General features: G+C 71.5%; 17 protein-coding genes and 1 riboswitch. Of the genes, 9 read left to right on the plus strand and 8 right to left on the minus strand.

What is annotated here, in order from left to right; all coding sequences use genetic code 11:
- Positions 1–271 precede the first annotated feature (271 nt).
- Together KF910_RS09900 and KF910_RS09905 are read right to left on the minus strand one after the other, a co-directional pair.
- Complete coding sequence (locus tag KF910_RS09900; RefSeq protein WP_292261315.1) at positions 272–526, minus strand: DUF1150 domain-containing protein; 255 nt, start codon at positions 524–526, stop codon at positions 272–274.
- A gap of 63 nt (positions 527–589) precedes the next feature.
- On the minus strand, positions 590–1,009 hold the full coding sequence (locus KF910_RS09905) for an Hsp20 family protein (protein WP_292261318.1): 420 nt from the start codon (positions 1,007–1,009) through the stop codon (positions 590–592).
- A gap of 173 nt (positions 1,010–1,182) precedes the next feature.
- On the opposite strand from KF910_RS09905, the gene KF910_RS09910 reads away from it, so the two are divergent.
- Positions 1,183–2,031, plus strand: a complete 849-nt coding sequence (locus tag KF910_RS09910; protein WP_292261320.1) for a neutral zinc metallopeptidase — start codon at positions 1,183–1,185, stop codon at positions 2,029–2,031.
- Between the two features lie 16 nt (positions 2,032–2,047).
- Here KF910_RS09910 and KF910_RS09915 read toward each other — a convergent pair whose 3' ends face one another.
- Positions 2,048–2,998, minus strand: a complete 951-nt coding sequence (locus KF910_RS09915) for an aspartyl protease family protein (RefSeq protein ID WP_292261323.1) — start codon at positions 2,996–2,998, stop codon at positions 2,048–2,050.
- A gap of 87 nt (positions 2,999–3,085) precedes the next feature.
- Between KF910_RS09915 and thrC the strand changes: the two genes are divergently transcribed.
- Positions 3,086–4,477, plus strand: coding sequence for a threonine synthase (gene thrC, locus KF910_RS09920; protein WP_292261325.1), 1,392 nt, complete (start codon positions 3,086–3,088; stop codon positions 4,475–4,477).
- Here thrC and thrB read toward each other — a convergent pair.
- The 3 genes from thrB to KF910_RS09935 form a co-directional block, all read right to left on the minus strand.
- On the minus strand, positions 4,474–5,406 hold the full coding sequence (gene thrB / locus KF910_RS09925) for a homoserine kinase (protein WP_292261328.1): 933 nt from the start codon (positions 5,404–5,406) through the stop codon (positions 4,474–4,476). The genes thrC and thrB overlap by 4 nt on opposite strands.
- Before the next feature lie 32 nt (positions 5,407–5,438).
- A complete protein-coding gene (locus KF910_RS09930; protein ID WP_292261331.1) occupies positions 5,439–7,169 on the minus strand; it encodes a homoserine dehydrogenase in 1,731 nt (576 codons plus the stop codon).
- Between the two features lie 111 nt (positions 7,170–7,280).
- Entirely contained in the window at positions 7,281–7,412 is a 132-nt protein-coding gene (locus tag KF910_RS09935; RefSeq protein ID WP_292261334.1) for a hypothetical protein, read from the minus strand.
- 184 nt (positions 7,413–7,596) lie between these two features.
- A riboswitch (SAM riboswitch) is annotated at positions 7,597–7,713 on the plus strand.
- 76 nt (positions 7,714–7,789) lie between these two features.
- Between KF910_RS09935 and metX the strand changes: the two genes are divergently transcribed.
- Positions 7,790–8,836, plus strand: coding sequence for a homoserine O-succinyltransferase MetX (metX, locus tag KF910_RS09940; RefSeq protein ID WP_292261338.1), 1,047 nt, complete (start codon positions 7,790–7,792; stop codon positions 8,834–8,836).
- A complete protein-coding gene (metB, locus tag KF910_RS09945) occupies positions 8,833–10,005 on the plus strand; it encodes a cystathionine gamma-synthase (protein WP_292261341.1) in 1,173 nt (390 codons plus the stop codon). The genes metX and metB overlap by 4 nt, the downstream gene beginning before the upstream one ends.
- On the opposite strand, the gene KF910_RS09950 is transcribed toward metB, so the two are convergent.
- A complete protein-coding gene (locus tag KF910_RS09950; RefSeq protein ID WP_292261347.1) occupies positions 10,002–10,838 on the minus strand; it encodes an LD-carboxypeptidase in 837 nt (278 codons plus the stop codon). The genes metB and KF910_RS09950 overlap by 4 nt on opposite strands.
- A 61-nt stretch (positions 10,839–10,899) precedes the next feature.
- Here KF910_RS09950 and KF910_RS09955 point away from each other — a divergent pair, with 61 nt between their 5' ends.
- The 5 genes from KF910_RS09955 (at position 10,900) to KF910_RS09975 (ending at position 15,488) form a co-directional block, all read left to right on the plus strand.
- The gene (locus KF910_RS09955; protein WP_292261353.1) at positions 10,900–12,309 is read left to right on the plus strand and encodes a UDP-N-acetylmuramate--L-alanine ligase; all 1,410 of its coding nucleotides are present in this window, start codon (positions 10,900–10,902) and stop codon (positions 12,307–12,309) included.
- A gap of 62 nt (positions 12,310–12,371) precedes the next feature.
- Positions 12,372–13,049: a PepSY-associated TM helix domain-containing protein gene (locus KF910_RS09960; RefSeq protein ID WP_292261355.1), complete on the plus strand. Its 678-nt coding sequence runs from the start codon at positions 12,372–12,374 to the stop codon at positions 13,047–13,049.
- Positions 13,050–13,060: 11 nt separating this feature from the next.
- Positions 13,061–13,582, plus strand: a complete 522-nt coding sequence (locus tag KF910_RS09965; RefSeq protein ID WP_292261362.1) for a DUF2271 domain-containing protein — start codon at positions 13,061–13,063, stop codon at positions 13,580–13,582.
- Between the two features lie 11 nt (positions 13,583–13,593).
- The gene (locus tag KF910_RS09970) at positions 13,594–14,397 is read left to right on the plus strand and encodes a DUF4198 domain-containing protein (RefSeq protein ID WP_292261367.1); all 804 of its coding nucleotides are present in this window, start codon (positions 13,594–13,596) and stop codon (positions 14,395–14,397) included.
- A 134-nt stretch (positions 14,398–14,531) separates the two neighbouring features.
- Entirely contained in the window at positions 14,532–15,488 is a 957-nt protein-coding gene (locus KF910_RS09975) for an FAD:protein FMN transferase (RefSeq protein WP_292261371.1), read from the plus strand.
- Here the strand turns inward: KF910_RS09975 and KF910_RS09980 are convergent.
- Positions 15,485–16,162, minus strand: a complete 678-nt coding sequence (locus KF910_RS09980) for a Fe2+-dependent dioxygenase (RefSeq protein ID WP_292261378.1) — start codon at positions 16,160–16,162, stop codon at positions 15,485–15,487. The two genes, KF910_RS09975 and KF910_RS09980, sit on opposite strands and share 4 nt — an antisense overlap.
- Between the last annotated feature and the right edge of the window lie 137 nt (positions 16,163–16,299).

Below are 16,299 nucleotides of genomic sequence, written 5' to 3' on the forward strand. Positions count from 1 at the left end.
CCTCTCGCCGAACACGGCATCTTGTTCCATCACGCCGGGCGAAGGCCCGACGCTCCGCCGCCTTCCCGAACTTCGCAGCATCCGCTGGCGGAGGTGGACTCAATTCTCCCTTCTCCCCTTGTGGGAGAAGGTGGCAGGCGAAGCCTGACGGATGAGGGGTCGCACAGACCCTAGCCATCATCCGAACGTCAATGGCACGGGCCGGAGAAACCCCTCATCCGAGCGGCTCCGCCGCCCACCTTCTCCCCCGAGGGGAGAAGGGACAATTTATCTAATGAACCGAGACCGGTTCCAGCTCATGGGCCACGGCGGCGGCGAAGGCGGTCTCGCGGTCGATCATCACCGCCAGCCGTTCGCCGTCGGCGCCGTGCAGGGCGTACAGGGTCTGGTCCGGATCGATCTCCAGCCCCCGGATGTCGGCCACCGGCGTATCGGCCAGGATCTCGGCGGCCGAGATCTCGCGCACATAGACGAGGTCGGGGGCGCCCAGGCCGGCGAATTCTTCCTTGGTCATGAACGGCGTCATCAGGACCGCCTCCTTACGCGGGGACAAACGCCCGGAAGGCCGGGCGGGTTCGGCGGCCGGTCATCAGTCCGCCGTGATGGGGATGCGGCGCACCGCCCGTTCCTGCTCGGGCCGCACCAGGTCGACGTGCAGCAGGCCGTGCTCCAGCCGGGCGGCCTGGACCTCCAGACCGTCGGCCAGGACGAAATTGCGGATGAAGCCGCGCGCCGCGATGCCGCGATGCAGGAAGGCCTGGTCGCCCTTGCCCGCCTCGTCCCGCTTACCCGCTATGGTCAGCTGGCGCCCCTCCAGGGTGATGGCCAGTTCGTCCGGCGAGAAGCCCGCCACCGCCAGGGTGATGCGGACGGCGGCGTCGCCGCGCTGCTCGACATTATAGGGCGGATAGCTTTCGGCCGCGGCCTTGGCGGCGCGGTCGATCAGGGCGCGGGTGTGGTCGAAGCCCAGCAGGAAGGGGCTGTCGAACATCAGGGTTCGCGTCGTCATGGTCTGGTCCTTACGTCAAGCGACCCGGCCGCGCCGATCCCCGAACGGGCGACCGGCGGCCTGCATTGGAAAATGGGGTCTGGCGGCGGCGCGATCAACCGGGGCGGCGCATCTCTTCCCTTCGCCGGGCGTTCCGGCCTAGCTTGGGCGAGACGGACGGAAGGACGACGACCATGAAGTGGCAGGGCGGACGGCGCGGCGGCGGTATCGAGGACCGGCGCGGCATGGGCGGCGGGGCGGTCGCCGGCGGCGGGGTCGGGGTGCTGATCCTGGCGGCCATCGGCTATTTCGTCTTCGGCATCGACCCCTCCACGACCCAGCAGGTCGCCAGCCAGTTCGGCGGCGTCGGCGCGGCCGAAAAAGGCGTCGAGGGCACGCCCCAGGACCAGGCGGGCCAGTTCGTCGATGTCGTCGGGGCCAATATCAACGATGTCTGGACCAACAAGCTGAACGGTTATCAGCCGCCGCGCGTCGTGCTCTATGAACAGGGCACCCCCACCGGCTGCGGCTTCGGCCAGGCGGCCATGGGACCCTTCTACTGCCCCTCGGACCGGACCGTGTATCTGGACCTCGGCTTCTGGGCCCAGATGGAGCAGCAGCTGGGCGCCTCCGGCGCCGATTTCGCCCGCGCCTATGTCATCGCCCATGAGTTCGGCCACCACGTCCAGACCCTGACCGGCGCCAGCCAGGAGGTCCAGCGGGCCCAGCAGCGCGCCTCGGGCCAGGCCGAGGCCAACCGCTATTCGGTGGCCCTGGAGCTTCAGGCCGACTGCTACGCCGGGGTCTGGGCGCGCAACGCCGCGGCCGTGTCCAACGGCCAGGTGGCGCTGGAGCCGGGCGATCTGGAAGAGGGGATGAAGACCGCCAACGCCATCGGCGACGACACCCTGCAACGCCGCTCGGGCGGCCGGGTGACGCCGGAAGGCTTCACCCACGGCTCCTCGGCCCAGAGGGTGGAATGGCTGAGGCGCGGCTATGACGCGGGCGATCCTGCGGTCTGCGACACCTTCGGCTCGGTCTGACCGCGGCCGGCCTGGCTCACCCCACGGTCAGGTCCAGCAGCCGCGACGCCCACAGCCGGCCGGCGCCCAGGTCCATGACCACCCGGCGTCCGGCGAAGGCGTCCATGCCCAGCAGGGCCTCGGGCACGCCGGGGGCGGCGGTGTCGGCGAAGATGGACACCGGCCGCCGGTGATAGGTCTGGTCGGCGAAGGCCACGCTGCGCGCCTCGACGACCTGGGCCGCCACCACCCCGCCCAGGACCATGCTGGTTCCGGCGGTGACCGGCCGCCCGTCCAGCAGGCCCGCCGCCTCGGCGGCCGAACGACGCAGGGCCAGCAGGCCCGAGGCGCCGGTGTCCACCACCGCCCGCACCGTCCGGCCCTCGATCGTCACCGTGGTCGCCAGGGCGCGGCCCTTGCGGCCGACCTCGACCGGATGGACGCTGGCGGGCGGTTCGTGGGTCGCCGGGTCGGCGAAGGCCAGCCGCCGCCGTTCGACGTCCAGGTCCAGGATCACCCGGCTCAGCACGTCCTGCCCCAGGATCAGGGGCGTGCCCAGGCCGTCGTCGCCGGCCAGCGGCCCCAGGTCCAGGATCGCCGCCCTCAGGCCAGACAGCCTCAGGCCGCCGACCGAGACATCCAGAACCGCGCCCCGACCCATCTGCGGCGGCCCGCCGACCCCATGGGCCATCAGCGGCAGGTCGAACCCGCGGCCGCCCGTCTCGGTCCGAGGCAGGGCCTCGAACAGGGGGCGGTCGATGACCGAATACTGGGCCCCGCTGTCGACCAGGGCCCTGACCTCCCGCCCGCCGATCCGCGCCCGCACGGTCGGCACCACGGCGCGCACCGCCCAGGGCGTCCAGCCGGTCCCGCCGTCCGCCGGAAAGGCGGCCCGGGGCGGCGCCCACAGCACATGGTCGCGCAGCCAGACCGCCCCGCCGACGACGGCGGCGCCCAGGCCCAGGCGAAGGAAAAGACGGCGATCCATCCGCCCTAGATGGCCCGGCCGACGCCCCGACGCCAGCGGGACTCTTCTGCAGGTGACGGCGGCCGGCCGTCTCGATACCAAGGACCGATGACCCTTCGCCCTGACCGCTATGTCTCCACGCGCGGCGCCGCCCCCATCGCCGACTTCGCCCAGGCCCTGCTGCGCGGCATGGCGCCGGACGGCGGCCTCTACATGCCACAGGCCTGGCCCACGCTGGCGGCCGATGCGGCGCGGTCGGCGCGCGCCTACGGCGACATCGCACGCGACGTGCTGGCGCCCTTCATCGGCGACGCCCTGCCGCCCGCCGCCCTGGACGCGGCCATCGCCCGGCTGGTCGCCGGTTTCGACCATCCGGCGGTGACGCCCCTGGTCGAGGTCGAGGACGGCCTGTTCGTGCTGGAGCTGTTTCACGGCCCCACGGCGGCGTTCAAGGACCTGGCCATGCAGCTGGCCGCCAGCCTGTCGGACGCGGCTCTGGCCGCCTCGGGCGAGCGGCTGACCCTGCTGACGGCGACCAGCGGCGACACCGGGGCGGCGGCGGTGGCCGCCTTCGCCGGGGCCGAGCGCATCCGCCTGATCGTGCTGCATCCGCTGGACCGCGTCTCCCCGGTGCAGCGTCGCCAGATGACCACCTGCGGCGCCGACAATGTGCTGAACCTGGCCGTGCGCGGCGATTTCGACGACTGCCAGCGTCTGGTGAAGGCCCTGCTGGCGACCGAATCCCTGCGTCAGGAGGGGCGGCTCAGTTCGGTCAATTCGATCAACTGGGCGCGGCTGGCGGGCCAGATTCCCTATTACGTCTCGGCCGCGTCGCAACTGGGCGGGCGGCCTGCGACCTGGGTCGTGCCCACCGGCAATTTCGGCGACGCCTTCGCCGGTATCGCGGCGGCCAGGATGGGCCTGCCAGCCCTGGGCTTCGTCGCGGCGGTCAACGCCAACGACGCCCTGGCCCGGGCCATCAACGACGGCGTCTATGAACGCCGCGCCGCCGTCCAGACCGCCAGCGTCAGCATGGACGTCCAGGCGCCGTCCAATTTCGAACGGCTGGTGTTCGAGGCGTCCGGCCGCGACGCCGAGACCACCCGCGCGGTGTTCGAAACCTTCGCCCGCGAGGGCCGGGTTGCGCTGCCCGACGACCTGCTGGCGGCCCTGCGGGGCCAGGTCTCGGCCGTCTCGGTGAACGAGGCGACGACCCGCGGCCAGATCGCCCGCGCCCACGCCGACTGGGGCCGCATCGTCTGTCCGCACACCGCCGTGGCCCTGGCCGCCGCGCGCATGATCGACCGTTCCGCCGGGCCGGTCGTGGCCCTGTCGACCGCCCATCCGTCCAAATTCGGCGGCTTCGTTTCCGATGTGCTGGGCGTCGAACCCCAGACCGCGCCGGTCATCCGGCGCTTAAGCGACAAGCCCGAACGCCTGACCGTCATCGACGCCACCGAGGCCGCCGCCCTGGACGCCGTGCGCGCCTTTTCGGCCTAAGACCAGCCGTCCAGCCGCGCCAGGAAGGCCGCCGGGTCCTTGGGCGTGACCAGCTTGGTCGGGTCGTGGAACACAAGGTCATGCAGCCGCGTCAGGCTGAACCGCAGACAGGCCGCCCGGCCCAGGCGCGGCAGGGCGTCCGCCTCCACCGCCGTCAGCGGCCGCACCGATTCATAGCCGTCGCGCAGGGTCGCCATCGCCCCCTCCAACGGTCGCCCGTCACCATCGAACCCCCAGGCCGTCATGGCGATGGCCAGGTCATAGGCCAGCGGGCCGATGCAGGCGAAATAGAAGTCGATCACCCCCGACACGGCGCCGTCCGCGAACAGCACATTGTCGGGGAAATAGTCGGCATGGATGGCCCCGGCCGGCAGGTCGCCTCCGAACGGATCAGCTCCCAGGTCCGCCAGCCCGGCCTCGATCCGGTCCAGCATCGCCCGGTCGGCCCCTTGCGCCCGTTCGGCGATGCGGTCGGCCAGGGCGCGCCAGGCGGCCGGTCCCACCGGATTGTCGCGCCGCATCGCAAAGCCGTTCGCCGCCCCATGCATCCGCGCCAGCATGGCCCCGGCCTGGACCAAATGATCCGCCCGGGGCGCCCGCAGCCAGGCGCCGTCCAGCCATTCGACCACCGCCGCCGCCCGCCCGTTCAGCGACCCAAGCCATTGGCCCGACGTATCCCGCACCGGCCGCGCCATCGGCAGGCCCGCGCCCGCCAGATGGTCGGTCAGGCCCAGGCAGAAGGGTAGGGCCGCCGCCTCCGTCCGCCCCTCGAACAGGGTCAGGACGAACCGGCCGCGCGTGGTCTCCAGTGCATAGTTGGTGTTCTCCACCCCCTCGGCGATGGGCGTCAGGGCGGTCAACTCGCCCAGGTCATAGGCGCGCAGGAACCCGCGCGCATCGTCGTCGCTGACAGGGGTGAAGACGGCCATGGCCTTCCCCTAGCTTGGGTTGCGGCCCGGCGTCACGCCTCCTCGTGGCGCGCCCGCGCGATCTCGGCCAGGTCGGCCAGCAGGCTTTCCGTCGTGGCCCAGCGGCCGGCGCCGCGCCCCCGGCAGGTCCAGACCCGCCCATCGGCGCCGACGACCCGCAAGGCGTTGCGCTCGCCTTTCAGGGCCGCGAACAGCGGCTGGTCGTTGTCGGCGTCCAGGCGAACCGACGCCGACAGGCCCTCGTCGTCCGCCCGGCAGGCGCCGATCTGGCGCAGGCCCGGCGCCACCGGCGTGGCGGGCGACAGCACAGCCAGCGACACCGCCTCGGGCGCCCGGCCGAACGCCTCGAACGCCAGAAGCCGCACCTTGGCCGCCGAATCGTGGCCTTCCAGATCGGCGGACGGGTCTTCTTCCGCAAAGCCCGCCGCCCGCGCATCCGCCAGGGCCTCGTCGAACGCCGCCCCCTGGCCCAGCCGTTCCAGCATGAAGTTGCAGGTGCCGTTCAGCACCGCCTCGAAGGCGGCGATCGGGCCGGCCGCGCGGGCGGCGCGCACCGTCTCGATCATCGGCGATCCACCCCCGACCGAGGCCGACCAGAACAGCCGCCGTCCCTTCTGCTCCGCCAGGGCCAGCAGCCCCTCAGGATCAGCCGCCACCGCCTGTTTGTTGGCGCTGGCCACGTCGCAGCCGGCCTCCAGCGCGCGGCGGATCAGGGCGTGGCCCGCCGCCCCGTCCGACAGGGCCTCCAGCACCACGTCCGGCCCACGCGCCAGCAGGTCGGCCGCATCGGCGGTGAACAGTTCGGACGGACAGTCGATGTCGCGCGGCTTGTTCGGATCGCGCACCAGGACGCCCACCACCTCGATTTTCGGATCGGCCAGCAGGCGGCTGACGGCGCCGCCGCCCACCACGCCGCAACCGGCCACGGCCACCCGCACCGGCCGCCGGGCCGGGGCCGGGCCGGGGGGCGCCGAACGGTCGCCGATCACCGTGCCCTCGGCCCGGTCGATGGCGGCCACCTCGATCTCGACCGCCCGATCCTGGCCCAGGTCGATGGCGTCGCGCTGGACCAGCTGGCCGCCCAGGCGGCGCGCACCCTCCCAGTCGATGCGGCGGTATCGCAGCGGCACCGAGGCCGTGGCGTTGGGATCGCGGTCATAGAGGCCGTCCACATCCTTCACCAACCGCACCCGATCCAGCCCCAGTTCGGCCGCCAGGAAGACCGCCGTCAGGTCCGATCCCCCGCGCCCCAGCAGGGCCAGCCGCCCATCGGCCCGCACGGCGCCGAAGCCGGGCGCGATCACCGCCTGATGCCGCGCCAGGGCGTTCTTCAGCGCCTCGCCGCGCAGGGCCGAGGGGCGCGCATGCTCGGCCGGGCCGTCGGCCGCGATGCCCAGTTCGCGCACCGACAGGGCGGCGGCGTCCAGTCCGATCCGGTCGCAGGCGATGGCCACCAGGGCCGCCGCCTTCTCCTCGCCCAGGGCGACATAGCCAGGCAGCAGGTCGTTCTCGTGCGCCAGGCCCAGGCCCCGCGCCTCGGACAGCAGCTTGTCGGTCGCGCCGCCGAAGGCCGAGACCACCGCCACCACCCGCCGCCCGGCCCGCACCTGGGCGTAGATGGCCGAGGCCACGGCCGGAGCATCGGCGGGCGAACGCAGGATGGACGATCCGAACTTCAGCACCACCACCGGCGCCTCCACCTCGGGACAGGGGGCGGGGCTTTCGGCGTCGGCGACCAGGGCGAGGGCGGCTTGGGAAGACATGGCGGGGTCCGTGGGCTGGAAGGTCGTTGGGGAGAATGGCGGAATGGAAAAACCCCGCCGGGCGGGGCCGGGCGGGGTTCGGTGTCTGCGTTCAGGTCTGGTTCGACCGCGCTATCCCGTTCCCGCCCGCGAGGGCATGGTGGTGGTGGTCATCGAGGTCATACCCATGAAGGCCGCGCCCATGCCGAAGCGCGTCGCGGTGGCGACGGTCATCCGGCCGGAGATGAAGGCGCGATGGGTCACGCGGAAACCTCGTTCGATCTGCCGCCAGCCTGACGCAGCCTATGGCGGCGCGTCAAGCGGTTCGCATGATTTTTGCGGTCACCGCGTGCAAATTCGCCACAGGACGGGCGTAAGGCAGGATTTCGCGGGCAAGGCGCAAAATTTTTCCGCTTGACCGGCGCGCTTCGCATCCGCACCGTAAGCCCACTCATCAAGACCGGCTGAGGGATAGGCCCTTTGACGCCGGGGCAACCATCGGGTTCCGCCCGAAACGGTGCCAACTCCTGCGGGGATCGCTTCGGCGGTCCGCGAGAGATGAGTGGAGCGTCGACAAGGCGACGCGCCACGATCTGTCACCGCGTCCTGGAGGCTTGAGGAGCCGAGGATGCGACCGACCGATGACCCTTCTGGCCCTCTCCGATCCCGACGCCGCCGCCCTGCGTCGTGCGACGCCTGACCTCCGGCCCGCGCCCCATCCGGCGGCCCGGGGCGCCCGCGACATCGCGGCCGAGATTCCCGGCGACTTCCGCCTGGCCTCGGGCCAGCGCCTGCACCAGCGGCGGATCACCGGGCGTCTGATCGGGCCGGCGGGCGCGCCGGTCGTGGTGGCGGCGGGCGGCATATCGGCCGACCGGTTCGTGCATCGTACCGAGACCGGCGGGCGCGGCTGGTGGTCCAGCGCCGTCTCGGTGCGCGGCCCGATCGATCTGAACCGTTACCGGGTGCTGAGCTTCGACTATGCCCCCCAGGTCTCCGGGCGGGCGCCGGCCACCCTCTCCACCCACGACCAGGCGCGCCTGCTGGCCATGGTCCTGGACGCCGCCGGGATCGAGCGGATCGCGGCCTTCGTCGGCGCCTCCTACGGCGGCATGGTCGCCCTGGCCTTCGCCGAACTGTTCCCCGAACGGGTGGACAGTCTGGTGGTCATCTCGGCCGCGCACCGGGCCCACCCGCAAGGCACCGCCTGGCGCGGGGTGCAGCGCCGCATCCTGAAGCTGGCGGCAGAGGCCGGGCGACCCCAGGACGGCGTGGCCCTGGCCCGCGAACTGGCCATGACCACCTATCGCACCGGCGAGGAATTCGCCGAACGCTTTCCCACCCAGGCCCCGGACCAGGCCGGCGACGCCTATCCGGTCTGCGACTATCTGACGGCGCGTGGGCGGGCCTATCGCGACCGCATGACGCCGGAGCGGTGGATCAGCCTGTCGGACTCCATCGACCGGCACCAGGTGACGCCCGAGGCGATCCGCACCCCGGTCACCCTGGTCGGCTTCACCACCGACCGCCTGACCCCCATCGACGACCTGCGCGAACTGGCCGCGCGCCTGCCCGCCCTGTGGCGCTTCGTCGAGGCGCCCTCGATCTATGGCCACGACGCCTTCCTGAAGGAAGAAGCCCTGATCGGTCAGGTGCTGCGCCAGGCGCTGAAGGAGATCGAACAATGAGCGACACCCCCTGTTTCGACACCCTGCTGGCCCGCGCGGGGGTCGACGCCGACCCGACGCACCGGGCGGTGATGCCGCCGCTGTATCTGTCGTCCAACTACGCCTTCGACGGCTTCGACCAGAAGCGGCCCTATGACTACACCCGCTCCGGCAATCCGACCCGCGATGTGCTGGGCGAGGCGTTAGCGGAACTGGAAGGCGGCGCCGGGGCCGTGGTCACCGCTACCGGCATGGCGGCGGTGGACCTGCCGCTGAACCTGCTGAAGCCGGGCCAGCGGCTGATCGCGCCGCACGACTGTTACGGCGGCACCTGTCGCCTGCTGAACGCCCGCGCGCGCCAGGGCCGGTTCGAACTGGTGTTCGTGGACCAGACGGATTTCGACGCCCTGGACGCCGCCCTGGTCCAGGGCGCGGCCATGATCCTGATCGAGACCCCGTCCAATCCCCTGCTGCGGATCACCGACGTGGCCGAGGTGGCGCGGCGGGCCAAGGCGGTCGGCGCCGTGGTGGTGGCGGACAACACCTTCCTGTCGCCGGTGCTGCAACAGCCCATCGCCCTGGGCGCCGACATCGTGGTGCATTCCACGACCAAATACATCAACGGCCATTCCGACGTGGTCGGCGGCGCCGTGGTCGCGGCGAGCCGGGCCCTGCATGACGAACTGGCCTGGTGGGCCAACGCCACGGGGGTGACGGGCGCGCCGTTCGACGCCTGGCTGACGCTGCGCGGACTGCGCACCCTGTCGGTGCGGGTCCAGCGCGCCCAGGCCACGGCGACCCGCGTGGCCCAGGCCCTGGCCGCCCATCCGGCGGTGGCGCGGGTGCACTATCCGGGCCTGGGCGATCATCCCGGTCACGCCCTGGCGGCGCGGCAACAGGCCGGCTTCGGCGCCATGCTGAGTTTCGACCTGGCCGGCGGCGTCGAGGCGGCGCGGGTGCTGTGCGAGGGTCTGTCGGTCTTCACCCTGGCGGAATCCCTGGGCGGGGTGGAAAGCCTGATCGCCCACCCGGCCACCATGACCCATGCCGCCATGACGCCGGAACAGCGCGCCCTGGCGGGCGTCGGCGACGGCCTGATCCGCCTGTCGATCGGGCTGGAGCATGAAGACGACCTGGTCGCCGACCTGATCGCCGCGCTGGACGCCGCCAGCCTGCGCCAGGCGGCCTAGCTTCTGGGGCCGAAGGGCACGACGGTGTTGGCGGCGTCGTGGCCGATGTCGGCGGCGCCCAGCCAGGGAATGCCCGACCGGCCGCACCAGTCGCGGACGATCTCCTCGGGCGTCATGCCGAAGTCGGGCTCGTTATAGGTGATGTCCGAAACTCGCCCCAGGCGGATGCCCGCGACCCGCCGGATCGAGGCCTGGCCCGTCAGGTGGAACATCATCCGGTCGATGCGATAGAGGGCCTCGGACACCTCTTCCAGCATCAGGACATGGCCGGTCAGGTCCGGCTCAATCGCCGTGCCGACCAACTGATCGATGATGGTCAGGTTGAAGGCGGCGGCGGGCCGGGGATCGGTCGCCAGCGACGGCTCCAGCCCTTTGGTCCGGCCCTTGACCAGCCAGTCTATCGACCGCTGGACCGTCTCGGCCCCGCCACGACGGTTGACGTCGGACGCCATCGGCCCGTGCGCGACCTGTCCGATGCCTGCCTTGTAAAGCGCCGCCAGCATCGACCCGGCGTCGGAATAGCCCAGATACCGCTTTTTCGCCGCCACCGGCGACAGGGCCGCCACCGCCGCCTCGGCGATGCGGCACGAGCCATAGCCCCCGCGCGCGAACCAGACCGCATCGATGCGCGGATCATTGGCGAACTCGACGAAGGCCCGCGCCCGGCTGGCGTCGTCGCCGGCGAAATGGCCGTGGGTCAGGAAGCTGGATTCGTGGAAGACGGCCGAGACCTCGCCCGACGGATAGCGTTCGGCCATGAAGGCGGACACGCGGTCGGCGCTTTCGCGGCTGAACCGCGACGAGGCGGCGACGATTCCGATCTTGAAGGTCATCTGGCGTCCGGCGCAGCCCGTGCTAGTCAGGCGGACGTTCAGCCTTCCCGGTTTCGCCGACATGAATCAAGACGCCTCCTATTTCTTCTGCGGCATTGGCGGCTCGGGCATGTTGCCCCTGGCCATGATCGTCCAGGCGTCGGGCGCGCGGATCGAAGGTTCGGACCGCGCCCTGGACCAGGGCCGGATGCCCGAGAAATTCGACTGGCTGCGCGCCCACGGCGTGACCCTGCATCCCCAGGACGGATCGGGCGTGACCCGGCCGGACCAGATCGTGGTGGCCACGGGGGCGGTAGAGGAGACGGTGCCGGACATCGGCGCCGCGCGGCGCGTCGGCGCGACGATCAAGACCCGGCCCCAGTTGCTGAGCGAACTGTTCAACGCGGCGCCGACCTCGATCGGCGTGGCGGGCACCAGCGGCAAGTCCACCATCACCGGCATGGTCGCCTGGATCCTGAGCCAGGCGGGCCGTCGCCCCACGGTGGTCAACGGGGCGGTGATGAAGAATTTCGCCGACGCCGATCATCCCTTCGCCAGCGCCCTGGTCGGCGGAACGGACCTGTTCGTGGCCGAGGTGGACGAAAGCGACGGCTCCATCGCCCGCTATGACGCGAGCGTGGCCGTGGTCTCGAACATCAGCCTGGATCACAAGTCGATGGAAGAACTGCGCGACCTGTTCGGCGGCTTCGTCAGTCGGGCCGCGACGGCGGTTGTGAACCTGGATAATCCCGAAACCGCCGCCCTGGCCCAGGCCCTGGTCGCCGAGGGGCGCGGGGCGGGCGTGGTCACCTTCGCGCTCGGCAACGAGGATGCCGATCTGGCCGCGCACGACCTGAAGCCGACGCCCACCGGCATGACCTTCGAACTGGCAAAGCGCGCGACCGGCGACCGGCGCGCCGTCACCCTGAACGTGCCGGGCGCACACAATGTGGCCAACGCTCTGGCGGCCCTGGGCGCCGTGCGGGCGCTGGGCGTCGATCTGGATCAGGCGGTCGCGGCGCTGGAAATCTTCTCCGGGATCCGGCGCCGGATGGAGGTGGTCGGGACGCGCAAAGGCGTCACCGTCATCGACGATTTCGCCCACAACCCCGACAAGATCGCCGCCACCCTGAAAACCCTGCACGCCTTCGACGGACGGTTGCTGATCCTGTTCCAGCCGCACGGGTTCGGGCCGCTGAAGCTGATGCGTCAGGCGTTCATCGACGGCTTCGCCGGACTGATGCGGGCGGACGACATCCTGCTGATGCCCGAGCCGGTCTATTACGGGGGCACCACGGACCGGTCGGTGGGGTCCGAAGACATCGCCGCCGGGGTGCGGGCGGCGGGGCGGCGGGCCGAAGCCCTGGCCGACCGGGCGGCCTGCGGCGACCGCATCGTCGAACTGGCCCAGGCCGGGGATCGAGTCATCGTCATGGGCGCGCGCGATGACACCCTGTCGAGCTTCGCCGCGGAGCTTCTGGCGCGGTTCTGAGGCGCCGGGGGTGGCGGCCCGCCGCACTTGCAAACGATTCTCAATAGTGGCAGAGCGCCGGTGTGACAGACGCCGCCGCCAAGCCCACGACCGCGCCCAAAGCCGCGCCCAAGTCTCCGCGTCCGCCCCAGTGGAAGACGCGGCCCTTCTGGCTGCGCCAGCTGCGGCAATGGCACTGGATCACCGCGGCGATCAGCCTGATCGGCCTGATCCTGTTCTCGTTCACGGGCATCACCCTGAACCGTGCGGCCCTGATCGGGTCCGAGCCGGTCACCACCGAGGCGACCGCCACACTGTCGGACGCCGCCCGCACGGCCCTGGCCGCCATGCCGGAGGAGACCACCGATCCGGTTCCCGCCGAGATCGCCCGCTGGGCCCGGTCCGAGCTGAAGGCCGATATCGCCGGAAAGCCGACCGAGACCACGGCCGACGAGGTCTATGTGGCCCTGCCTCGGCCGGGCGGCGACGGCGCCCTGACCATCGACCGCGCCTCGGGCGAGGCGGTGGCCGAACGCACCTCGAACGGCTGGGTCGCCTATCTCAACGACCTGCACAAGGGCCGCAACGCCGGTCCGGTCTGGGCCTGGTTCATCGACATCTTCGCCGTCGTCTGCATCGTCTCGGCGATCACCGGCCTGGCCCTGCTGTACCTGCTGTCGACCGGCCGGCGCTGGACCTGGCCCCTGGTCGGGCTGGGGGTGCTGATCCCCATCATCATCGCCATAATCTTCATCCACTAAAGAGCGTTCCCATGGCCCTGCGTCGACTGTCCCTGGCGTTTTCGACCTCCCTGGTCGCGGCCGGTCTGAGCGCCGGGGCCGCCCAGGCGGCGGACCTGACCGTGACGGTCGATATCCCCCGCATCGCCTCGGCCAGCTATCACCGGCCCTATGTCGCCATCTGGATCGAACAGCCGGACCAGACGGCGGTCCAGACCCTGGCGGTCTGGTATGACGTCAAGCTGCCGAACGCCGAGGGCAAGGACTGGCTGAAGGACCTGCGCACCTGGTGGCGCAAGGGCGGGCGCGCCATGACCCTGCCCGCCGACGGCGTCTCGGGCGCCACCCGCGCCCCGGGCCGACAGACGGTCACCATCCCCGCCACTCGTCTGCGCAACCTGCCGGCGGGGCAGTATAATCTGGTCGTCGAGGCCGCCCGCGAACTGGGCGGACGCGAGGCCGTGCGCGTGCCCTTCCGCTGGGGCGCCGCCAACACCGGCCGCGACGCCGGGACCACCGAACTGGGCGCCGTCACCGTCGCCGTGAGCCGCTGAAGGATCGCATCATGAAAAAGACCGTCTTCGCCCTGACCGCCCTGGCCGCCCTGCTGTCCGCGCCGATGGCGGCCCAGGCCCACCGCGCCTGGCTGGCCCCGACCTCGACCGTCCTTTCCGGTTCGGACGCCTGGGTCGGGTTCGACGCCGGCATGTCGAACGGCGTCTTCATTCCGGACCATGCCGCCATGCGGCTGGACGGCCTGACCATCATCGCGCCCGACGGCTCCACCAGCGCGGCCGAGAACATGGCGCGGGGCCGCTATCGCTCGACCTTCGATGTCCATCTGACCCAGCCGGGCACCTGGAAGGTGGCCAATGTCATGACCGGCTACAGCGCCGTCTACAAACAGGGCGGCGAAGAAAAGCGCTGGCGCGGGACCGAGGCCGAGATGGCCAGCGCCATCCCCGCCGACGCCACCGATGTGGCCCGCACCCGTTCGGTGACCCGCGTCGAGACCTTCGTCACCCTGGGCGAGCCGACCGACACCGTCTTCGCCCCGACCGGCCAGGGGCTGGAACTGGTTCCCGTGACCCATCCCAACGACCTGGTGGCGGGCGAGGCGGCGCGCTTCACCCTGCTGCTGGACGGCCAGCCGGCGGCCGACCAGACCATAACCGTCGCGCGCGGCGGGTCGCGCTATCGCGACAATCCCGAAGAGATGACCGTCACCACCGGCGCCGACGGCGGCTTCAGCATCACCTGGCCCGAGGCCGGGATGTACTGGGTCAATGCCGCCGTGCGCGGTCCGGCCCAGGCCGGTCAGGTCGCCCTGAACGCCCAGTACAACGGCATTGTGGAAGTCCTGCCCTGAGCTTCGATCCGACCTGGAAGGGCTCTCGCGCGGCGCCGCCGACCGTCACCGTCGGCGCCGAGACGGACCGCGCGCCCAACCGGGTCCTGGTCCCGCGCCTGACCGAGGCGCCGCCCCGGCCGCCCAGCGATCAGGTGTGGACCCTGAAGGGCGAGACCATGGGCACGACCTGGTCGGCCCGGGTCGTGCCGCCGCCGAGCGCCGACCACGCCGCGCTGGAAGCCGCCATCCAGGCCGAGCTGGACGCCGTCACGGCCCTGTTCAGCCCCTGGGTCCGGTCCAGCGAGATCAGCCGGTTCAACACCGCGCCCGCCGGCATGTGGGCGGTGTCGCCCGAGTTCTGGAGCCTGGTCGACCAGGCGATGGACCTGGCCGACGAGACCAATGGGGCCGTTGATCCGACCCTGGGGGCCCTGGTCGATCTGTGGGGCTTCGGCCCGCCGGGGCCGAGATCGGCCGAGACCTTTCCGCCCACGGACGAAGAGGTGGCCGCCGCCCTGGCCGTCAGCGGCTGGCGCGCCCTGCGGACCCACCGCGAGGGGCGCGGCCTGATGCAGATGGGCGGGATGAAGCTGGACCTGTCCGGCATCGCCAAGGGTCATGCCGTCGATCGGGTCTCGGACCGGCTGACCGTCCTGGGGGCCACGGCCCATCTGGTCGAGATCGGGGGCGAGCTGAAGGGGCGGGGGGTCAAGCCGGATGGCCAGCCCTGGTGGGTCGAGATCGAGCCGGCGCCCGACAGCGGCGTGCCGCGCACCCTGGCGGCCCTGATCGACCTGGCGGTGGCGACGTCAGGCGACTATCGCCGGGCCTTCACGGCGGGGGGGCGGCTGTATCCACACACGATCGACGGGGCCACGGGGCGGCCGGTCGACAACGGGGTGACCTCGGTCACCGTCCTGCACGACAGCGCCATGAAGGCCGACGCCTACGCCACCGCCCTGACGGTCATGGGCGCCGAGGCAGGGGCCGAATACGCCGCCATGCTGGGCCTGGCCGCCCAGATCGTCGAACGCACGCCCGACGGCCCGGTGGAGCGGATGACCACCGCCTTCGCCGCCCTGCTGGAAGACGACTCGGCGGAAACCTAGAGCTCGGTCCAGCGCCGGAGCAGGTTGTGATAGACGCCGGTCAGCTCGACCGCCGCCGGGCTGCCGGCGCCGGTTTCGACGGCCACCCGCTGGACCCCGATGTCGAGGCGGAACAGAAGCTCGCGATCCGCGTCGTCGCGCACCAGGCTCTGGATCCAGGTGAAGCAGGCCACCCGCGCGCCGTGCGTCACCGGGGTGACCCGGTGCAGGCTCTTGGACGGATACAGCACGGCGTCCCCGGCCGGCAGCTTGACCGTCTGGGGGCCATACAGGTCCTCGATGATCAGTTCGCCGCCGTCGTAGTCGTCCGGCTCGGACAGGAACAGGGTCATGGACAGGTCGCTGCGGATGCGCGCGCCCGATCCCTGGCGGATGGCGTTGTCGACGTGCAGGCCAAACTGGCCCCCGCCTTCGTAGCGGTTGAACAGGGGCGGGAAGATGGTGTGCGGCAGGGCCGACGAGACGAACATCGGATTGGCGTTCAGGGCCTGGGTCACCGCGGCGCCGACCTCGCGCGCCTCGGCCGAGTCGGTCGGCAGCTGAAGATTACGCTTGGCCAGGGCCGACTGGTGCCCCGAGGTGGCGTTGCCGTCGGTCCAGGGCCCGGCGTCCAGCCGCTGGCGCAGGGCCGCGACCTCTTCCTTGGAGAACACCTGCGGGATCTGCAGCAGCATGGGCGCGGTCCGAAAAAAGATGCGGCCCCGCCGGAAGGACGGGGCCGCCAGTCTAGAGCCTGATCGGTTTAGGCGGAACCGCGTCGCGGTTCCGGCTGAAGCGTGAATCAGGCTCTCGCTAAATGCTGGAGCCTGAT

Source organism: Brevundimonas sp. (assembly GCF_019636155.1).
In the GTDB taxonomy this organism is placed as follows: Bacteria; Pseudomonadota; Alphaproteobacteria; order Caulobacterales; family Caulobacteraceae; genus Brevundimonas.